Below are 19,890 nucleotides of genomic sequence, written 5' to 3'. Positions count from 1 at the left end.
GAAGGTGCCGGTTACTTACCCGGGTGGTGAACGCGGGGTGAACCCCAGGGGAGGGATCCGTGACGTAGGCATGCCTTACCGGTGAATGGATCCGGGGTGCCCGGGGAGCTCCAGCGCGCCCGCACCCAGCTCGGATGACGCGAACCCACCACCTCAGGCCGTGAGGTGGTGGGTTCGGGTCATGCGAACGGCTGGGGTGTCAGGCCCCCAGAACCGCCGCGACGATCGCGCGGGCCTCGTCCTGCACCTGCGCGAGGTGCGCATCGCCCTTGAGGCTCTCGCCGTACAGCTTGTAGACGTCCTCCGTGCCGGAGGGGCGCGCGGCGAACCATGCCGAGTCGGTCTGCACCTTCAGGCCGCCGATCGCCGCGTCGTTGCCGGGCGCGTGCGACAGCTTCGCGGTGATCGGATCCCCGGCGAGGGTGTCGGCCGTGACGTCGTCGGGCGACAGCGACTTCAGCGCCGCCTTCTGCTCGGGCGTCGCGGGTGCGTCGATGCGCTGGTAGCTCGACGCGCCGTACTCGGCCTCGAGCTCGGCATAGCGCTGCGACGGCGTCTTGCCGGTCACGGCGATGATCTCGGCCGCGAGCAGGCAGAGGATGATGCCGTCCTTGTCGGTCGTCCAGACGCCGCCGTCGCGGCGCAGGAACGAGGCGCCCGCGGACTCCTCGCCGCCGAAGGCGACGGATCCGTCGATGAGGCCCGGGACGAACCACTTGAAGCCGACGGGAACCTCGAGCAGGCGTCGCCCGAGTGCCTCCGTGACGCGGTCGATCATCATCGACGACACGAGCGTCTTGCCGACGGCCGCATCGGCCGGCCAGCCCGGGCGGTGCGCGAAGAGGTAGTCGATCGCGACCGCGAGATAGTGGTTCGGGTTCATCAGCCCGGCGTCGGGCGTGACGATGCCGTGCCGGTCGGCGTCGGCGTCGTTGCCCGTGAGGACGTCGAACTCGTCTTTGCGCGCGACGAGCGACGCCATCGCCGACGGCGACGACGGATCCATGCGGATCTTCTCGTCCCAGTCGAGCGTCATGAACCGCCACGTCGGATCCACATCGGGGTTCACGACCGTCAGGTCGAGCCCGTAGGTCTCGGCGATGAGCTGCCAGTACTCGACGGACGCGCCGCCCAGGGGATCCGCGCCGATGCGCACGCCCGCGTTCCGGATCGCATCCATGTCGATGACCTCGCCGAGGTCGCGCACGTACGCGGCGCGGAAGTCGTGGGTCGCGACGGACTCGGCGTCGAGATCGGCGTAGCGCACGCGCTTCACATCGGCGAGGCCGGCGGCGATGATCTCGTTCGCGCGGTCGGCGATCCAGCCCGTCGCGTCGGCGTCGGCGGGGCCGCCGTGGGGCGGATTGTACTTGAAGCCGCCGTCGCCCGGCGGGTTGTGACTGGGCGTCGCGACGATGCCGTCGGCGCGCGACGGGTCGTCGGCCGCCTTGCCGCGATTGTGCACGAGGATCGCGTGGCTGAGGCCCGGAGTCGGGACCCAGGCGTCGCGCGCGTCGATGCGCACGTCGACGCCGTTCGCGACGAGCACCTCGATGGCGGTGCGCTCGGCGGGCAGGGAGAGGGCGTGCGTGTCGCGGCAGAGGTAGAGGGGGCCGCGGATGTTCTGCTGCGCCCGGTACTCGACGATGGCCTGCGTCGTGGCGAGGATGTGATCCTCGTTGAAGCTCGTCGCGAGGCTCGAGCCGCGATGGCCGCTCGTGCCGAACGCGACCTGCTGGGAGGGCGTCTGCGGATCGGGGTGTCGGTCGTAGTACGCCGCGATCAGCGCGTCGACGTCGACGAGATCCTGGGGCTCGGCCGGGAGGCCTGCTCGGCTGCTCATGAGCACAGTCTGCCAAAGGCGCGTGACCTTGTCGTGACTCGCCGGGATATTTCTGGTCCGGGCGCGGCCGGTACGGTAGGCGCATGACGAACGCTCCCGCCGGGTCCCGCACGTACAGCTATCTCGGGCCCGCGGGAACCTTCACGGAGGCGGCACTCGCGCAGGTCCCCGAAGCCGAAGGGCAGGACTGGCGGCCCGTCGCGAACGTCGCGCAGGCGCTCGCCGATGTGTCGGAGGGGCGCTCGCACGGCGCCATGATCGCGATCGAGAACACCGTCGAGGGCGGCGTCTCGAGCGCGCAGGATGCGCTCGCGAACACGCCGGGCCTGCGGATCGTGGGCGAGTACCTCGTGCCCGTCAGCTTCGTGCTCGTCGCGCCGCGAGGATCCCGGCTCGAGGGCGTCACCGACATCGCCGCACATCCCGTCGCCTACGCGCAGTGCCTCGAGTGGCTCGGCGCGCACGTGCCGGGGCACACGCAGGTGATCGCGGCGAGCAACGTCGCGAGCGCGATCGGCGTGCTCGACGGGACCCTCCCCGCGCACGCCGCGATCGCCGCGCCGGGCGTCGTGAAGCACTACGACGTCGACGTGCTGGCGGAGAACATCGGCGACAACCCCGACGCCGTCACGCGCTTCGTGCTCGTGACCCGCACGGTCACGCCCCCGCCGGCCACGGGCGCTGACAAGACGTCGCTCATCGTCGAGCTGCCGAAGGAGGTGCCGGGCGCCCTCGTCGAGATGCTCGAGCAGTTCGCCACCCGCGGCATCAACCTCAGCCTCATCCAGTCGCGGCCGATCGGGGATCGGCTCGGGCGATATCGCTTCGTGATCGACGCCGACGGGCACGTCGCCGACGAGCGGATGGCCGACGCGCTCATGGGCCTCAAGCGCTTCAGCCCGCACGTGATGTTCCTCGGCTCGTACCCGCGCGCCGATCGCGAGGCCGTGGCGCACCATGATCGCTACAGCGATGCGTCGTTCGCCGACGCGCGCGACTGGCTGCGCGGCCTGCTCTCGGGCGTCGAGGACTGACCCCACGCGGGAGCGCCGCCGGCGTAGCCTGACGATATGGCCCTGTTCGCCGACCGCGAGGACGCGGGGCGGGCGCTCGCCGCGGCGCTCGTGCCGGGGCCGGACGCGGTCGTCTACGGGATCCCGCGCGGCGGCGTCGTCGTCGCGGCGGAGGTCGCGCGGGCGCACTCCCTGCCTCTCGACTGCGTCGCGGTGCGCAAGCTGGGCGCGCCGATGAACCCCGAGGTCGCGCTCGGCGCGATCGCCGAGGACGTGCTCGTGATCTCGCCCGAGGCGCAGCGGATCCCGGGGCTCACGAACGACCAGTTCCAGCTCACGAAGGACATGGAGCAGGCCGAGCTCACGCGCCGCGCGCGCCTGTACCGCGCGCTCAGCCACGACCCGGCGGGGCGTGAGGCGATCGTCGTCGACGACGGCGTCGCGACGGGGGCGACGGCTGTGGCGGCCTGCCTCGCGCTCGAGCGCCGGGGCGCCTCCCGCGTGGTGCTCGCCGTTCCCGTCGCCCCCGAGGGCTGGTCGCCGGGCGAGGTCGCCGACGAGTACCTGTGCCTGTCGCGTCGCGACGACTTCCTGGCCGTCGGGCAGTTCTATGACGAGTTCGACGAGACGAGCGACGGCGAGGTGCTCAAGCTGCTCGATCTGACGTGAGTCATTTGGTGATGATAGTGATTCTCATTAACATCGCTTGATGTGACCTCACCCGCCGTCGCGCCCGTGCGCGGCCGACATCGCCAGCAGCGCCGCACCTGGATGCTCTGCGCCGCGCTCATCGTGGCGAACTGCGCCCTGATCATCGTCTCGGGCGCCGTCGGATCCGTGGCGGTGAGCGCGACGGAGGCGGCGCAGATCGTCGTCGGTCACCTCGTCCCCGGCATGCCGTGGATGTCCGACGGCTCGCTCACTCCGCTGCAGGATCAGGCGGTGTGGCAGTTCCGCATGCCGCGCACGCTGCTCGCCGCCCTCGCCGGTGCGGGCCTCGCGCTCGCGGGTGCGCTCATGCAGGTGACGGTGCGCAATCCGCTGGCCGAGCCCTACATCCTCGGCGTCTCGTCGGGCGCGAGCGTCGGCGCCGTGCTCGTGATCGTGCTCGGATCCGCCGCCGTCGGCGGGCTCTCGCTCAACGCGGCCGCGTTCGCGGGGGCGCTCGCCGCGTGCGTCGCTGTCGCGATGCTGGCGCGCCGGAACGGCACGCTGTCGCCCACGAGGATGATCCTCGCGGGCGTCGCGCTCGGGACCCTCCTCAGCGCCGTGACGAGCTACCTCACGATCTCGACCGACGCGCAGAACGTCGTCGGCGTGCTGTTCTTCCTGCTCGGCAGCGTCTCGGCGGCGACGATGGCGAGTCTCATCGGCCCCGCCGTCGCGCTCGTCGCATCGTGCATCGTCGCGGCGCTGCTGGCGCGCTCGCTCAACGCGCTGATGACGGGCGACGAATCGGCGGTCTCGCTCGGCGTGAACGCGTCACGGCTGCGCGGGCTGCTGCTCGTGATCGCCTCGCTGCTGACGGGCACGGTGGTGTCGGTCGCCGGCGGGATCGGCTTCGTCGGCCTCGTCATCCCGCACATCGCGCGGATCATGGTGGGCGCGGATCACCGGCGGATGCTGCCGGTGACCGTGCTGAGCGGATCCCTGTTCCTCGTCGCCGCCGACCTGCTCGCCCGCACGGTCGCGGCGCCGACGGAGATCCCCCTCGGGATCCTCACGGCGTTCGTCGGCGCGCCGTTCTTCCTCTGGCTGATGCGCCGCGGCGGCGCCGACAAGGCGGGGTTCGGGCGATGAGGGTCGACTTCGACGACGTCACGGTCGCCCTCGGCGGGAGCGACGTCGTGCGGGGTGCCTCGGCGAGCGTCGAAGCGGGGGCGATCGTGGGGCTCGTCGGCCCCAACGGATCCGGGAAGTCGTCGCTGCTGCGCACCCTCTATCGGGCGGCCGCGCCGCGCCGCGGCGTCGTGCGCGTCGACGGGCGCGATGTGCGCGGCCTCGGCGGGCGCGAGCTCGCCCGCACCGTCGCCGTGATGCTGCAGGATGCGCCGACCGACTTCGATCTCAGCGTCGAGGAGACCGTGCTGCTCGGACGCGCGCCGCACCACGCATCCTTCGGGCGCGACACCTCTGAGGATCTGCGGATCGTCGACGAGGCGATGGCGCGCACCGGGATCCGCGAGCTCGCCGATCGCATGGTCACGACCCTTTCGGGCGGGCAGCGCCAGCGCGTCATGCTGGCCAGGGCGCTCGCGCAGCAGACCCCCGTCCTCGTGCTCGATGAGCCGAGCAATCACCTCGACATCAGCCACCAGCACGACCTGATGAGCACCGTGCGGGGCCTCGGCTGCACCGTCATCGCGGCGCTGCACGACCTCAACCTCGCGGCCCAGTACTGCGACGGCATCGTCGTGCTCGCGGGCGGCGAGGTCGTCGCGGCGGGCACGGCGGATCGCGTGCTCACGCCGGCGCTGATCCGTTCCGTCTTCGGCGTCGACGTACGCGTGCTCCGTGACGACGACGGCCCCGTCTTCGCCTTCCGTCGACTGGGCGCGAGCGCGCCCGACACCCTCACCGAAAGCAGCGTGATCCGATGATCCCCCTCCGCCGTCCCCTCTCCCGTGCCGCCGCCGCGACGGGCCTCGCCGCAGCGCTGCTGCTCGTCGCCGGATGCGGATCGGGGGTGATCGCCGACGCCGCGCCCGATGACGCAGGCGCCTCGACGACGATCGAGAACTGCGGGCGCGAGGTCGTCGTCGACGGCGCGCCCGAGGCCGCCGTGGGGATGCACCCCGCGCAGACCGAGCTGCTGCTGCGGCTCGGGCTCGCCGATCGGCTCGTCGGGCAGGCGCAGGCCGCGTCGCAGGCGCTGCCGGACGACGTCGCCTCGCTCGCGGCCGATGTGCCCGTGCTCGGCGACGTCGCCCCGCCCAGCAGAGAGGACCTGCTCGCCGTCGAGCCCGACTTCGTCTACTCGCCGACGACGTACGAGTTCTCGGCAGATCAGGGCTTCGCGAGCATCGAGCAGCTGGGTGACGCCGGCGCCGCCGTGTATGTGGCGGCGGGCGGCTGCCAGGATCGCCGCATGTCCGGTGAGGTCGCCGACCTCTTCGCGGATCTCGAGAACCTCGGCGAGATCTTCGGCGTGCAGGACGCGGCGGAGGAGCTGATCGCGGACAGCCGCGCCGACCTCGACGCCGTGTCGGCCGCTGTCGCCGACGTCGAACCGCTGCGCGTCGCGCAGGTGTTCTACGACGGGGGCGCGCTGCAGGCGATCGGGGCGGGCGTCGAGTACGACATGCTGCGCCTCGCCGGCGCCGACAACGTCTACGCGCCGGATCAGGACGCGTTCTCGGACTTCTTCGCCGCGGCGATCACACCCGAGTCGCTGGCCGCCGAGGAGCCCGACGCGATCGTCTTCTCGACCTACGACGACGCGCACGAGGCCGCCACGCGCGACTACCTCACGACGACGTTCCCGGACATGCCCGCTGTGCGCGAGGGCCGACTGATCGCCGTGTCGTCGTCGGACGTCTTCCCCGGCACGCTCGGGAACATCGCGGTGGTCGAGCAGGTCGCGGAGGGCCTCTACCCCGAGGCGTTCTGACCCGTGATCCATCGTCGACTGCTGCAGCTGGCGGGGGCGGCTCCCGGTGCGATCGCGCTCCTCGCCGCGATGGGGCTGCTCCTCTCGGCGCTCCACGTGGCCTTCGCGATCACGCTGGGGTCCGCGATCGCCGCGCTCGTCACCGGCGGCGGAGACCCCGTGCGCGCCGTCGCAGTCCTCGCCACCGTCATGGTGGTCCGCGGCGTGGCGATCTGGGCGCGCGAGCTCGTCGCGGCGCGCGCGGGCGCGCGGGTGCGGATCCGCCTGCGCCGCCGCCTGCTCGGCCAGCTGTCGGCGGTGCCCGTCGCCGAGCGCGACTCGGGAGCCGCGGCCGCGGTCGCGATCGACGGCGTCGAGGGGCTCGACGCGTACTTCACGCGCTATCTGCCGCAGCTGATCGTCGTCCTCGTCGTGCCCGCGGTCGTCGTCGTCCTCGTCTGGCAGCGTGCGGCCGCCGCCGGCGCCGTCCTGGCCGTCGCGGCGGCGATCGCCGTGTTCGCGCCCCGCGCCTGGGACGCGCGGCTGCTGAAGACGGGCCGCGTGCGGTGGGAGAGGTTCGAGCGGCTGTCGTCGGGCTATGTCGAGGCCCTGCAGCAGATCCCCCTCCTGCGCGCGTTCGGCGCATCGGGCCGCGCGGCGGAGCGCCTTGCGGCAGACGCGGACCGGCTGCGTGACCTCACGATGTCGCAGCTGCGGCTGTCGCTCGTCGTGACCGTCATCAACGGCCTCGCGATGCACCTCGGGGCCGTCCTGTCGGTGCTCGCGGCGGTCGGCGCGGTCATGTCGGGGAAGGCCTCGGCGGTGGGGCTCGTCGTCGTGCTCATGCTCGCGCGCGAGTGCTTCCGGCCCCTGCTCGACCTCGCCGACAACTGGCACGCGGGCTATCTCGGGCTCACGGCCGTCGACGGGCTCGAACGTCTGCTGACGGCGCGTCCCGGTGTCGTGGAGGACGGCGCCCACGACATCCCCGCGCGCGCCGGCGTGCTCGAGCTCGACGCGGTGTCGTTCCGCTACCCGGGCGCCGATCGCCCGGCGGCGGATCTCTCGCTGCGGATCGCCCCCGGCGAGACGGTCGCGCTCATCGGCCCCTCCGGATCCGGGAAGAGCACGATCGCCCGCCTGCTCGAGCGCGATGTCGACCCGACGAGCGGCGTCGTCCGCATCGACGGGTGGGATCTGCGCGCGTACTCGCCGGGCGCGCGGAGCCGCAGCATCGTCGTCGTGCCGCAGGATCCGGTCCTGTTCGCGTGGTCCGTCCGCGAGAACCTGCGCCTGCATCGCCCGGACGCGGCCGACGACGAGGTCGAGCGGGCGGCGCGGGTGGCGGGGATCCACGACGTGGTCCGCGCCCTGCCCGACGGCTACGACACCCAGCTGGCTGAGAACGGAGAGCAGCTCTCGGGCGGGCAGCGCCAGCGGCTCGCGATCGCCCGCGCGCTGCTGTCGCCCGCGCCCGTGCTCGTGTTCGACGAGGTGACATCGGCGCTCGACATCGAGACCGAGCGCGCGGTCGTGGACGCTCTCGCCCGTGAGGGCGCGGGCCGGACGATGCTCCTCATCGCCCACCGCGAATCGGCGTGCGTCCACGCGAGCCGGTGGATCGGCCTCGACGCGGGACGGATCGTCTCGTCGGGGGACGGCGCTCCGACCGTCGGGGCCTTCGCGCGGGAGCCGGCGCGATGAAGGCGGTGCTGCGGCTGCTGCCGCTCGTCGCGACGCGACGGGGCCTGTTCATCGAGACGGTCGTGTGGGGAGCCATCACCCAGATGGCCGTGCTCGGCATCGCCCTCGGGCTGTCGTGGACGATCGGCCGCGTCATCGCGGGCGCGGAGGCGCCGCTTCCCATCCTCACGGCCCTCCTGAGCGGCGCCGCCGTGCTCGCATCTCTCGCCGCGTGGCGGGAGTCGTGGGTCGGGCACGATCTCGCCTATCGCCTGCTCGGGACGATGCGCGGACACCTGTTCGAGGCGCTGCGCCGCAGCCTGCCGTCGCGCACGCGGCACCGCCGCACGGGCGACATGACGACGGCGGCGCTCGCCGATGTCGAGACCCTCGAGTGGCTCTACGCCCACACCGTCGCTCAGCTGCTCACGGCCGCGCTCGTCCTCTCGGTCAGCACGGCCGTGTCGGTCGCGATCACCCCCCTGCTGCTGTTCGTGTGGGTGCCGCTGCTCGTCGTCGGCGTCGTCGTCCCGCTCCTGACCGCGCGGCGGGCGGGCCGGGACAGCGCGGCGCTCGCCGCCGGATCCGCCGTGCTGCGCGCCGACGCGCTCGACACGGTCCGCGGGATGCGTGACCTGACGGGTGCGGGCGCTCTCGAGCGCCAGCTGGACCGGCTCACGGCGCGGACGCGCGAGATGGCGCGGCTGCAGGCACGGGAGGCGTCCCGGATCGGCGCCGAGCGCGGCATCGCCGACATCGCGCTCGCCCTCGCGGCGCTGGGAGCGATCCTCATCATGCTCCTCGGCGGCGACCGGATCGCCCGCGAGGACATCCCGCTCGCCGTGACGGTCGCGGTGGCGGGCCTGGGGCCGGCCGCGCAGATCGCCGACCTGCTGCGAGGCGTGGGTGGCCTGCGCGCGGCGGCCGAGCGCATCGGCGACCTCCTCGCGATGCCGCCCGCGGTCGCCGATTCGCGGGGCGCGCATCCGCCGCGCGAGGGCGAGCGGGGTCTCGTGCTCGACCGGATCCGCTTCTCGTATGGCGGCGGGGATCCGGTGCTCGACGGCTTCGCCCTGCGGATCCGCCCGGGCGAGGTGGTCGCGCTCACGGGCCCGTCCGGCGCCGGCAAGACGACGGCCGCGCGCCTGGCGCTGCGGATGTGGGATCCCGACGGCGGCGCTGTGCGCATCGACGGGGTCGACATCCGCGACCTTCCGGACGGCGAGCTGCGCACCCTCGTCACGGCCGTGCCGCAGTCGTCGCCCCTGCTGCGCGGCACGATCCGCGAGAACATCGTTCTCGGGGATCCTCGCGCCTCGGAGGAGCGGATCCGCGAGGCCGCGGATGCCGCCGGCCTCCTCGACGCTGCGACGGGGCTCTCCGCGGGGCTGAACACGCCGATCGGCGAGCATGGCACAGGGCTGTCGGGCGGGCAGCGCGCCCGCGTCGCGATCGCCCGCGCGCTGCTGCCGCGGCCGCGCGTGCTCGTCCTCGACGAGCCGACCGCCTCGCTCGATCCCGAGGCGGACGCCGCGATCCTCGACGTCATCCGGCGCACGAGCGACCGCGCCGTGCTGCTGATCGCCCACCGCCCCGCCACGATCGCGGCGGCGCACCGCCGGGTCGAGCTGGGGTGCGCCATCCCGTAGCCGCGACACGCCCTGCGGTCGGGGGCAGGGCCTGTCGCGGCTGCGCGGCCTACGCCATCGCGCCGGCGAGCAGCTCCAGCGTCTGGATCCGTGCGGGGGTCTCGTCGAGCGGCTCGGACGCGTATGCTCCGGAAGCCGCCGAGATCATGACCTCGTCGACGCCGTGGGCCTCGGCGAAGCCGCGCAGCTCGTCGGCGACCTGCGCGGGCTCGCCGATGAACCAGCGCCGGCGATTCTGCTGAATCAGCGAATCCTCGAGCGCGTCGGACGGATCCCCGCGCACCTCGTCGATCGTCTCCATCTTGCGCATCGGCTTGTTCGAGCGCAGGCGGGCGAACTGGCGCAGCTGCGGCAGGGCGCGCTCTTCGGCCTCGTCGCGGGTCGGCGCGACGACGACGTTCGCGGTGAGGAACGACTCCGGCGCGGGGTGGCGCTCGCTCGGCTGGTACTCCTGCCGGTACAGGCCCATCGCCCGCTCGACGCCGTCGCCCGCGAAGTGGTTCGCGAAGACGTACGGCAGGCCGAGCTGCGCCGCGAGCTGCGCGGAGAAGTCGCTGGATCCGAGCAGCCAGACCGTCGGGGATCCGACCGCGTCGGGCGTCGCGTGCACGTCGTAGGTGCCGCCGGAGGTGAAGCGGATCGTCTCGCCTGCGGCGTCCATCAGCCGCATGATCTCCTGCACGTGATCCGGGAACTGCTGAGCCTCGCTCGTCGTGCCCGTGCGGCGCAGCAGCTGTGTGATGACGGGATCGGATCCGGGGGCGCGGCCGAGGCCGAGGTCGATGCGGCCGGGCGCGAGCGCCTCGAGCGCCGCGAACTGCTCGGCGACGATGAGCGGCGCGTGGTTCGGCAGCATGACGCCGCCGGATCCCACCCGGATCCGCGACGTCTGGGTGGCGACCGCGGCGATGAGCACGGGCGGCGAGGTCGAGGCGACGGCCGGCATGTTGTGGTGCTCGGCGAACCAGTAGCGGCGGAAGCCGAGGCCGTCGGCCGCCTTCGCAAGGGCGATCGTCGACGTCAGCGCCTGCGCCGAGGTCTGGCCCGTGCGCACGGGGACGAGGTCGAGGACGGACAGTGCGGGAGAGGTGCTCATCGAGAAGTGCAACACCCGTCGACGTCAGGTATTCCCTAGTTCAGGGCATCCTCGAGCTCGCGGCCGAGGGCGGGCGCGATGTGCTCCACCCAGAGCCGGTTGAGGTGCGAGCTGTCCTCGTAGAGCGGCACATCGCCCGCGAAGAGCGGGCAGCCGTCGTCGGTGCACACGAAGCCCGCGGTGTCGAGGTAGACGGCGCCGGCGTCGTCCACCCGCTCCTGAGTGATGTCGTTGCTGTGGGCCTCGATGCTCTCGCCCGACACGACGCAGTCCGACTGATCGCCGCCGGGGCTGTCGACGCAGTCCTTCGGCTCGGCCTCGTCGCGTGCCGGCACGTCGCCGAGCGCGATGACGCGATCCGACACCGCCTGGTACCCCGTGACCGCTTCGGTCACGGCGTCGGCCCACTGCTCGTCGACGGTCTCGCCGTCGCGATCGGCCATGTTGAGCTGTCCGCGCGCGCCGAGGACCACGGCGTCGGGGCGCAGGTCCTCGACCTCGTCGCGCGTGAACGCGCGGAACGCGTCGCAGTCGTCCTGGTTGTGGCCGTCGGCGTCCTGGATCGCGGGATACGCGCCGCACGCCATCTTCGCGAAGAGCGCGACGCGGAAGTCGTGCTCTTGGCCGATGATGTCGAGCGCCGGCAGCCACATCGCGGCGTGCGAGTCTCCGACGAGGGCGACCGTCGTGGACGCATCGGTGTCGCCGTAGAAGCAGACATCGGATTCCTGCTCGCCCTCGGACGCGTAGCAGTCGCCGTCGGCGACGTCGGTCCACATCGCCGCGCGCAGCTCGTCGGAATCGATGTCTGGCGGGATCGGGGCACCCGATTCGGCGACCTCGACGGCCTCGCCGAGCTCCTCCTGCACCTCGTCGACGTCCTGCCCCTCGACCTGCTGATAGCCGTGCTCGTCGAAGTACTCCTCGGCGGCCGCCTGCTGCGCGGCCTGGCGCGCGTCGCCGAACGCGGCGGCGCCGAACGCGACCGAGAGCACGACGGCGACGCTGATCGGCCAGAGCCACAGCGTGCGGCGGTCGCGCGAGAAGGCAGGGACGCGCTTGGTCTGGAACGGCCGCTCCACGTAGTGGAACGTCAGCGCGGCGAGGAACATCGACACCGCGATCGTGGCCGCGGCCGTCGCGAGGAACGGCGCGTCGTGGGGCGCCGCGGCCTCGACCGCCATCGCGACCGGCCAGTGCCACAGGTAGAGCGAGAACGAGATGTCGCCGATGTAGCGCACGGGGCGCCACGAGAGGGCGCGCCCCGTCCAGGTGTCGGGGCCGGCCGACAGCAGCAGCATCGTGCCCGCGACGGGGACGAGGGCGTACCAGCCGGGGAACGGGGTCTGCTCGCTGAAGGCGACGGTCGCGATCGCGATGAGCAGGATCCCGATGGTCGCGGACCCGTGCCGCCAGCGGGAGGCGAGCGGGGACGCGAGCGCGCACGCGAGCAGCGCGCCGCCCGAGAGCTCGAACGCGCGGGCCGCCGTGTTGAAGTAGGTCGCCTCGGGGGCGACGCCCGTCGCCCAGACCGAGTAGGCGAGGGATCCGGCGAAGACGATCGCCGCGGCGGCCGTGAATGCGCGGCGTCCGACGCGCGGCACGAACGCCAGCACGAGCAGCGGCCAGACGAGGTAGAACTGCTCTTCGACCGCGAGCGACCAGTAGTGCTGGAAGAGGCTCGGGTCGGAGACCGAGAAGTAGTCGGTGCCCGAGAGCGCGAAGTGCCAGTTCGCGAGGAACACGCTCGACCAGCCGGCGTCGGCCGCCGCCTCGTGCAGTCGGCCGAGCGGCAGGAAGATCGCGGCGTAGACGACGACGGCGGCCGTGACGACGGTCGCGGCGGGCAGGATCCGGCGCGCGCGGCGCACATAGAACTGGGTGATGCTGACGGTGCCCGAGCGGTCGACCTCGCGCAGCAGCAGCTGCGTGATGAGGAAGCCCGAGATCACGAAGAAGATGTCGACGCCGATGAAGCCGCCCTCGAAGCCGGGGGTGCCGACGTGCGCGATCACGACGAGCACGACGGCGAGCGCGCGGAGGCCCTGGATGTCGGGCCGCCACGTGCTGGGCGCCTGCGGCGCGCGCGTCTCGTCGCGGGGACGGACGGCGGTCGTGTCGATCATCCTTACCAGGATAGTTACCGTTTTGTGATCTATCTGGGAGTCGGCAGATGTATTGCGGCGCCCCGTAGCCTGATCCCATGCAGGTCGAGCTCTTCTCCGTCCTCGTCGGAGCCGTCGTCGTCGCCGCCGTCGCGCGCTGGCGCGGCTGGCCCGCACCGCTCCTCGTGACGGCGGTCGCGCTCGCCGCGTCGCTGCTGCCGTTCGTGCCCGATCTGGAGATCGACGGCGAGCTGCTGCTCAGCCTCACGCTGCCGCCGCTGCTGTACTCGGCCGCCCTCGACGCGTCGTTCGTGAGCTTCCGCCGATCCATGCCGCACGTGCGGCGGCTCGGCGTCGGGCTCGTCGCCGTGACGGCGCTCATCGTCGGTCTCGTCGCCTGGCTGATCATGCCGGAGATCACGTTCGCGGGCGCCCTGCTGCTCGGCGCCATCGTCGGCCCGCCCGATGCCGTCTCGGCGGCCGCGATCGGTCGCAAGCTGGGGCTGCCGCGGCGCGTCATGACGGTCATCAGCGGCGAGAGCCTCATCAACGACGCGACATCGCTGACGCTCGTGCGCGTGTTCGCGGCGATCGTCGCGGGCGCGACCGTGACGGTGTGGCAGGGGCTCGGCGAGTTCGCGCTCGCCGTCGTCGTCGGCGTGGCGGTCGGGGTCGTCGCCGGGGTCGTCCTGCACGCGCTGCGGATGCGGTTCGACGATCCGGTCGTGACCGGCACGGCGGGGCTCCTCCTGCCCTTCGGCGTGTATGCGGGGGCCGAGCATCTGCATGGATCCGGCGTGCTGGCGGTCGTCGCGATGGGCCTCTTCGTCGGATCCCAGGCGCCGCGCACCTCGTACACGCAGCGCCAGCAGGAGAAGCCGATCTGGCGGTCGGTCGATTTCCTGCTCGAGTCGTTCGTGTTCGCCTACATCGGGCTGCAGCTGCCGACTGTGCTCGACGCGGTCTTCCAGAACGACGGCGTGCGCACGATCCTGCTCGCCTTCGCGGTGCTCGCGGCCGTGCTCGTCGTGCGACCCCTCTTCGTGTTCGGCTCGTACCAGTGGGGGCGCGCATGGGAGCGCCTGCGCGTCGTGCGGTGGAAGAAGGCCGTCGAGGCGTTCCAGCGCGATCCGGCGAGCAGGCGGGCGCGCCTGGTGCGGCTCGCGAAGAGGAAGCACGCGGGCGACGATGCGGTGGCAGTGAAGCGCGCGATGAGCGAGCGGCTGCACGAGCCGCGGCTGTCGTGGCAGGAGCGCACGGTGATCTCGTGGGCGGGGATGCGCGGCGTCGTGACGCTCGCGATGGCGGCGGCCCTGCCCGACCTGACGGAGCAAAGCATGCCGGACGGCCACGTCGAGGTGCTCGTCGCCGTCGCCTTCATCGTGACCGTCGGCACCCTGCTGCTGCAGGGTCTGACCCTGCCAGCGCTCATCCGCGGGCTCGGCGTCTCGAGCGACGACGATGCGGCCGCCGATCGGCGGGCGATCGCGCGGGTGCGCGCCGAGAGCAAGAAGGCCGGCATCGAGTTCCTGCGCACCCGCCAGACCGCGTGGGAGGAGACCCACGGCCCGGAGGGCGCGGAGCTGCTCAAGGCGTTCTCGCGGCGGCTGCTGCGGGTGGAGCGCGACACGGAGCGCGGTGACCGCGACGCGGTACGCGGCGATGGCGACGCGGCCCGCGCGGCGCAGGAGGCGTCGCGGCGCCAGGCGCTGAAGCGCGATGTCGCGGACGAGATCGCCGAGCTCACCCGCGGCTGGCTCACGGTGCGCCGCGAGGTGCTGATCGAGCAGTGCCGCCTCGGCAACGTCAGCGAGGAGGTCATGCGCGACCTCTTCGACGCGATGGACGCCGAGGAGCTCGCGCTCGACTCGCGCGGGGCGATCCGTCCGGAGTGATGCGTCAGTCACCGCGCGTCTCCGCCACCACGTCGAGGTAGTGCTGGTTGTACATGACGCCCAGCACGTTGCCGAAGGGGTCGACGACCGACGCGGTGACGAATCCGGGCCCCTGCTCGCGCGGCTCCTGGTGGCTCGTCGCGCCCTGCGCGATCAGCCGCTCGTACGCCGCATGCACGTCGTCGACGGCCCAGTAGGTCATGGATCCGCCCGTTCCCTGCAGTTCGGGCGCGAAGCGGCGCGCGATGAAGCCGAGCTCGTGCGAGAAGTCGCCCAAGCGGTACTCGATGTAGGCGAGCTCGCCGGCGACCTCGCGGTCGAAGTACGGCTCGACGCCGAGCAGCTCGCTGTACCAGCGGCGTGCTTCGGCGAGGTCGTCGGCGGTGAAGGTGACGGTCGTGAGTCCGCGGAGCATGGTGGTGATCCCTCTCTGTTGTGCGATGTGAGACCAGTTTCGCGGGGATAAGTAGTCACCCTGTGACCACTTTTATGGGATCCTCGGAAGATGCGCGCAGATCGCCTCGTCGCCGCCCTCCTGCTGATGCAGGCGCGGGGGCGGGTGACGGCCGCCGAGCTGGCAGAGGAGCTCGAGGTGTCGGTCGCGACCGCGCGCCGCGACCTCGTCGCGATGTCGACGGCGGGCTTCCCCGTGTATCCGCAGCCGGGGCGGGGTGGCGGGTGGCAGCTGCTCGGCGGGGCGCGCACCGATCTCACTGGCCTGACGGCACACGAGGCGCGGGCGCTGTTCCGGCTCGTCGGCCCTGGCGCCACGGCGTCGGACGAGGCGAAGTCGGCGCTGCGGAAGCTCATGCAGGCGCTCCCCGAGACCTTCCGCGAGAGCGCGGAGCTCGCCGCGGACGCGACGATCATCGATGCCTCGCGCTGGGGCGAGCGCGAGACGCGCGAACCGGTGCTCGTCTCGCGCTTGCGGACCGCAGTGGAGGAGCGCCGCCGCGTGCGGCTCATCTACTGGGGGCGGGGAGCGGGGCCGACGACCCGCGAGATCGACCCGTGGGGCCTCGTCGACAAGGACGGCGTCTGGTACCTGCTCGCGGGCACGGACCGCGGCCGCCGCACGTTCCGCGTCGAGCGCGTGGTCTCCGCCGAAGTCCTGGACGAGCGCGCCGAGCGCCCCGACGACTTCTCGCTCGAGGACGCCTGGGCGAGCGCCGTCGACGAGGTCGAGAACATGCGCTCGATCACCCAGGCGGTCGTCGAGATCGACGGCCGGCACCTCGCGGTGCTGCGGCGGCAGTTCGGGCGGCACTGCGACGTCGAGGGCGCTGAGGGCGGCGTGCTGCGCGTGCGGATCGGCGCGTCCACGGCGCTCGACATCGCCCGCCACCTCGCCGGCTGGGGCGCCGAGGCGAGGGTCATCGAGTCGGACGAGGTGCGCGCCGAGATCGCGCGCATCGGCGCGGAGCTGACGCGGGCCTACGGGTGAGGCGGGCCCGCCTCGCGGCGGGCGAGTGACAGTCCTGCCCAGAACACAACGCAGTCGATCTGCCCTGCCCGCCGGCCAGGTTCCACGGAATCCCGGGGACCTGCCCGGTCGTCGCCGGCAGATCGACTGCATTGTGTTGGGTGGGCACGGCTGATCGGCAGCCGGCCCCGCGGCGCCGCGGGCGGCGAGGGGCGCGCCACCCACCAGCACAATGCAGTCGATCTGCGTGCGGTGGCGGTGACAGGCCCCGGATTGAGGCGGGTCGAGGCGACTGCCAGACGCGTATTGACTGCATTGTGCTGGGGGATCAGCCCATCATGCGCCCGGTGATCGCTAGCGTCGCGCGGCGGGGGAGGATCCCGGGGAGGGTGGCGAGGACCGCGTTGCGCCACCCCGTCACGACGCTCGCGGGCCGCGATCGCGCGTCGAGTGCGCGCAGTGCGCGGTCGACGACCTGCTCTGCGGTCTGGAACCCGCCCGGGCCGGCGATCTCGTCGCCGACGACGTCGAAGAACTCGGTGCGGGTCGTTCCCGGGCTCACGGCCAGGATGCGTGCGTTCGTGCCGCGCGCCTCGTAGGCGATCGCCTCGGTGAAGCTCAGCACATAGGCCTTGCTCGCGCCGTACGCCGCCATCGTGGGGAACGGCTGGTAGGCGACGGCGCTGGCGATGTTCACGAGCATCCCGTCGGCGGCGAGGATGTCGGGCAGGAACTCGCGGGTGAGGGAGGTGAGCGACGCCACATTGAGCTGGACCATCGCGTCGAGCCGCGCGGGATCCGCCTCGGCGAGCGGGCCGTGCATGCCGAAGCCCGCGTTGTTGATGAGCCCGTCGATGCGGATCCCGGCGTCGTCGAGGCGCTCGCGCAGGAGCGCCGAGGCGTTCGGCTGTCCGAGGTCGAGGGGGATCACGTCGACGCGGACACCGCGATCGCGCGTGAGGCGCTCGGCGATCTCGCGCAGGCGGTCTTCGCGACGTGCCACGAGCACGAGGTCGCTGCCGCGGCGGGCGAAGCGGTCGGCGAACTCGGCGCCGAGGCCGGAGCTCGCGCCGGTGATGAGCACGGTGCGGGGTGAGATCGTCATGATCTCAATGTAGACAGTGACATCATTGTTGTCAATGTCTACTTCACGCTATCGTGGCCGGATGACCGAACGCTCCTACCACCACGGCGATCTGCGGGCGGCGCTGCTCGCCCGAGCCGTCGACGAGGTCGATGCCCGCGGCGCCGAGGGGCTCTCGCTGCGCGGGCTCGCGCGCGATCTCGGCGTCAGCCACGGCGCGTCGGCGCGGCACTTCCGCGACCGCGCGGCGCTGCTCGACGCCGTCGCGATCGAGGGCTTCGAGCGGCTGCTGCGTGCGATGCAGGAGGCATCGGAGGCGGACCCGATCACGACCGCGGCGCGCGCATACATCGCCTTCGCGATCGCGCACCCCGGCCTGCTCGCGGCGTCGTTCGCGGCGAAGCGCGCCGAGGATCCCAGCCACGCGCTGCGCGAGGCGGGCCAGGGCGTGCTCGACTTCGTCGTCGCCCTGCTGGCGCGCGGGCAGGAGGCCGGCATCGTGCGGGACGGGGATCCGGAGGAGCTCGCCCGCATCGCCTTCGCGATGGTGCACGGCATCGCGATGCTCGCCGTCGACGGCATGCTCTACGGGGTGGCGCCGGGGCAGGCGACCGACGAGGTCATCGCGTTCCTGGCGGAGGGCCTGGGCGCCGCGCGCGCGTAGCGCTCCCGCCGCCAACACAACGCAGTCGATCTGCTGTGCCCACCGGCCAGGTTCCGCGGGATTCCGCGGGCCCGCCGGGCGGGTGCCGGCAGATCGACTGCATTGTGTTGGGTGGGCACGGCTGATCGGCAGCCGCGCTCACGGCCGCGCGGCGCCACGGGCCGCGCGGCGTGTGGCAACCACCATCAACACAACGCAGTCGATCTGCGCGGTCGGCACGAGGGGCCCGCGGAATCGCGCGGGTCGTCCGTGCAGGTAACGGCAGATCGACTGCGTTGTGCTGCGCGCTCTCCCGAGACCGAGCCCCGGCGAGTGCCCTATCGCGCCGCGGTCCCGGCGCTGACGGTCGCCGAAGCCTCCTCCTCGTCGTCCTCGTGGAACGGCAGGCCCTCGCGGGGTGCGTTGTAGAGGTCGAGGTCGAGGATCTTCTCGCGCTTCGCGACAAGCGCCGGGATGAACGCCTGGCCCGTCACGTTGAGGGCGGTGCGGCCCATGTCGAGGATCGGGTCGATCGCGAGCAGCAGGCCGACGCCCTCGAGGGGCAGGCCGACCGTCGACAGCGTGAGGGTCAGCATGACGGTCGCGCCCGTCGTGCCGGCTGTTGCGGCGGATCCGACGACCGAGACGAGGATGATCAGGGCGTACTGGATGATCGTCAGCTGCACGTCGAAGAACTGGGCGACGAAGATCGCGGCGATCGCGGGGTAGATGGCGGCGCAGCCGTCCATCTTGGTCGTGGATCCGAAGGGCACGGCGAACGACGCGTACTCGCGGGGCACGCCGAGGTTGCGCTCGGCGACGCGCTGCGTGAGCGGCAGGGTGCCGATGGACGAGCGGCTGACGAATCCGAATTGCGTCGCCGGCCACACGCCGGTGAAGTACTGCTTGACCGAGAGGCCGTTGGCCGCGGCGAGCAGCGGGTAGACGACGAAGAACACGAGCGCGAGGCCGACGTAGATCGCGACGGTGAACCAGACGAGCGAGGTGAGGCGCTCCCAGCCGTACTGGATGACGGCGTTGCCGATGAGGCCGAGCGTGCCGATCGGGGCGATGCGGATGATCCACCACACGACGCGCTGGATCACCTTGAGCAGCGATTCGGTGAAAGCGAGGAACGGCTCGGCCTTCTTCCCGGCGCGCAGCGCGGCGAGGCCGATGACGACGGAGACGACGATGATCTGCAGGATGTTGAAGTTCACGGATCCGGCGAAGGCGCCGGTTTCGTCGTCGACGGATCCCGAGATGCCGAGGCCGAGGAAGTTCTGCGGGACGAGGCCGATGAGGAAGTCCCACCAGGATCCGACGTGCGACGGCTCGCCCGTCTCGAGGCCGGTGCCGGCGCGCGATCCGGGCTGGATGACGAGGCCGAGCACGATGCCGATCGACACGGCGATGAAGGCCGTGATCGCGAACCAGAGGAGGGTCTGGCCGGCGAGGCGGGCGGCGTTCTGCACGCGGCGCAGGTTCGAGATGCTCGCGACGATGGCCGTGAACACGAGGGGGACGACGGCGGCGCGGAGGATCGTGACGTACGAGGATCCGATGGTCGCGAGCGTCTCGGACAGCGGCGTCGCGTTGTCGGCGTCCGCGCCGAGCTGGCGGGCGAGCAGGCCGAGGGCGATGCCGACGACGAGCGCCGCGATGATCTGGAAGCCGAACGACGCGTAGAAGGGGCGCTTCTTCTTCGCGGCTCGGGGTGCGGTGGTGGTCATGGGGTCTCCGTGGGGTGGCGCGGGATCCGCGCGTGGTGGCGCGGGATCCGCGCGTGCGAGCGTCGACCGCCGCGCGCCCGTCAGGGCGTCGTGCGGCGGCACGGAGGGCCACAACTCACGCCTGGCCACAACTC

16 protein-coding genes are annotated in these 19,890 nt (G+C 72.3%); 10 read left to right on the top strand and 6 right to left on the bottom strand.

The window, feature by feature from the left end:
• Nucleotides 1–199 precede the first annotated feature (199 nt).
• A complete protein-coding gene (gene pgm / locus GB932_RS02760) occupies nucleotides 200–1,843 on the bottom strand; it encodes a phosphoglucomutase (alpha-D-glucose-1,6-bisphosphate-dependent) (protein ID WP_156759188.1) in 1,644 nt (547 codons plus the stop codon).
• An 83-nt stretch (nucleotides 1,844–1,926) separates the two neighbouring features.
• Between pgm and pheA the strand changes: the two genes are divergently transcribed.
• From pheA to GB932_RS02725, 7 genes are read left to right on the top strand one after another with little or no spacing between them, the layout of a single operon-like run.
• Nucleotides 1,927–2,877, top strand: coding sequence for a prephenate dehydratase (gene pheA / locus GB932_RS02755; protein WP_156759187.1), 951 nt, complete (start codon nucleotides 1,927–1,929; stop codon nucleotides 2,875–2,877).
• 36 nt (nucleotides 2,878–2,913) lie between these two features.
• Nucleotides 2,914–3,525 carry a phosphoribosyltransferase gene (locus GB932_RS02750; protein WP_156759186.1) on the top strand — a complete coding sequence of 204 codons (612 nt, stop codon included), beginning with the start codon at nucleotides 2,914–2,916 and terminating at the stop codon, nucleotides 3,523–3,525.
• 42 nt (nucleotides 3,526–3,567) lie between these two features.
• Entirely contained in the window at nucleotides 3,568–4,656 is a 1,089-nt protein-coding gene (locus tag GB932_RS02745; RefSeq protein WP_231915967.1) for a FecCD family ABC transporter permease, read from the top strand.
• Nucleotides 4,653–5,456: an ABC transporter ATP-binding protein gene (locus GB932_RS02740; RefSeq protein ID WP_156759185.1), complete on the top strand. Its 804-nt coding sequence runs from the start codon at nucleotides 4,653–4,655 to the stop codon at nucleotides 5,454–5,456. Before GB932_RS02745 ends, GB932_RS02740 begins: the two co-directional genes overlap by 4 nt.
• The gene (locus GB932_RS02735; RefSeq protein ID WP_156759184.1) at nucleotides 5,453–6,466 is read left to right on the top strand and encodes an ABC transporter substrate-binding protein; all 1,014 of its coding nucleotides are present in this window, start codon (nucleotides 5,453–5,455) and stop codon (nucleotides 6,464–6,466) included. Before GB932_RS02740 ends, GB932_RS02735 begins: the two co-directional genes overlap by 4 nt.
• 3 nt (nucleotides 6,467–6,469) lie before the next feature.
• Nucleotides 6,470–8,149 (top strand): ABC transporter ATP-binding protein/permease, encoded by a 1,680-nt coding sequence (locus tag GB932_RS02730; RefSeq protein WP_156759183.1) that lies wholly within the window; start codon nucleotides 6,470–6,472, stop codon nucleotides 8,147–8,149.
• Complete coding sequence (locus tag GB932_RS02725; protein WP_156759182.1) at nucleotides 8,146–9,777, top strand: ABC transporter ATP-binding protein; 1,632 nt, start codon at nucleotides 8,146–8,148, stop codon at nucleotides 9,775–9,777. Before GB932_RS02730 ends, GB932_RS02725 begins: the two co-directional genes overlap by 4 nt.
• Before the next feature lie 49 nt (nucleotides 9,778–9,826).
• Here the strand turns inward: GB932_RS02725 and GB932_RS02720 are convergent, their stop codons facing one another.
• A complete protein-coding gene (locus GB932_RS02720; protein ID WP_156759181.1) occupies nucleotides 9,827–10,873 on the bottom strand; it encodes an LLM class flavin-dependent oxidoreductase in 1,047 nt (348 codons plus the stop codon).
• Nucleotides 10,874–10,908: 35 nt separating this feature from the next.
• Complete coding sequence (locus tag GB932_RS02715; RefSeq protein ID WP_156759180.1) at nucleotides 10,909–12,999, bottom strand: acyltransferase family protein; 2,091 nt, start codon at nucleotides 12,997–12,999, stop codon at nucleotides 10,909–10,911.
• A gap of 77 nt (nucleotides 13,000–13,076) precedes the next feature.
• On the opposite strand from GB932_RS02715, the gene GB932_RS02710 reads away from it, so the two are divergent.
• Nucleotides 13,077–14,873 (top strand): cation:proton antiporter, encoded by a 1,797-nt coding sequence (locus GB932_RS02710; protein ID WP_156759179.1) that lies wholly within the window; start codon nucleotides 13,077–13,079, stop codon nucleotides 14,871–14,873.
• Nucleotides 14,874–14,877: 4 nt separating this feature from the next.
• Here the strand turns inward: GB932_RS02710 and GB932_RS02705 are convergent, their stop codons facing one another.
• Complete coding sequence (locus GB932_RS02705; protein ID WP_156759178.1) at nucleotides 14,878–15,288, bottom strand: VOC family protein; 411 nt, start codon at nucleotides 15,286–15,288, stop codon at nucleotides 14,878–14,880.
• Nucleotides 15,289–15,378: 90 nt separating this feature from the next.
• On the opposite strand from GB932_RS02705, the gene GB932_RS02700 reads away from it, so the two are divergent.
• Complete coding sequence (locus GB932_RS02700) at nucleotides 15,379–16,317, top strand: helix-turn-helix transcriptional regulator (protein WP_156759177.1); 939 nt, start codon at nucleotides 15,379–15,381, stop codon at nucleotides 16,315–16,317.
• A 307-nt stretch (nucleotides 16,318–16,624) separates the two neighbouring features.
• Here GB932_RS02700 and GB932_RS02695 read toward each other — a convergent pair whose 3' ends face one another.
• The gene (locus tag GB932_RS02695) at nucleotides 16,625–17,401 is read right to left on the bottom strand and encodes an SDR family NAD(P)-dependent oxidoreductase (RefSeq protein ID WP_156759176.1); all 777 of its coding nucleotides are present in this window, start codon (nucleotides 17,399–17,401) and stop codon (nucleotides 16,625–16,627) included.
• Nucleotides 17,402–17,462: 61 nt separating this feature from the next.
• Here GB932_RS02695 and GB932_RS02690 point away from each other — a divergent pair, with 61 nt between their 5' ends.
• Nucleotides 17,463–18,044, top strand: a complete 582-nt coding sequence (locus tag GB932_RS02690; RefSeq protein ID WP_156759175.1) for a TetR/AcrR family transcriptional regulator — start codon at nucleotides 17,463–17,465, stop codon at nucleotides 18,042–18,044.
• 317 nt (nucleotides 18,045–18,361) lie between these two features.
• Here GB932_RS02690 and GB932_RS02685 read toward each other — a convergent pair whose 3' ends face one another.
• On the bottom strand, nucleotides 18,362–19,756 hold the full coding sequence (locus tag GB932_RS02685) for a dicarboxylate/amino acid:cation symporter (RefSeq protein WP_156759174.1): 1,395 nt from the start codon (nucleotides 19,754–19,756) through the stop codon (nucleotides 18,362–18,364).
• Between the last annotated feature and the right edge of the window lie 134 nt (nucleotides 19,757–19,890).

The organism is Microbacterium karelineae (genome assembly GCF_009745985.1).
Taxonomy (GTDB): Bacteria; Actinomycetota; Actinomycetes; order Actinomycetales; family Microbacteriaceae; genus Microbacterium; species Microbacterium karelineae.
The sequence above is the reverse complement of the archived record's forward strand: the minus strand, read 5'-3'. Positions and strand labels throughout refer to the sequence as shown.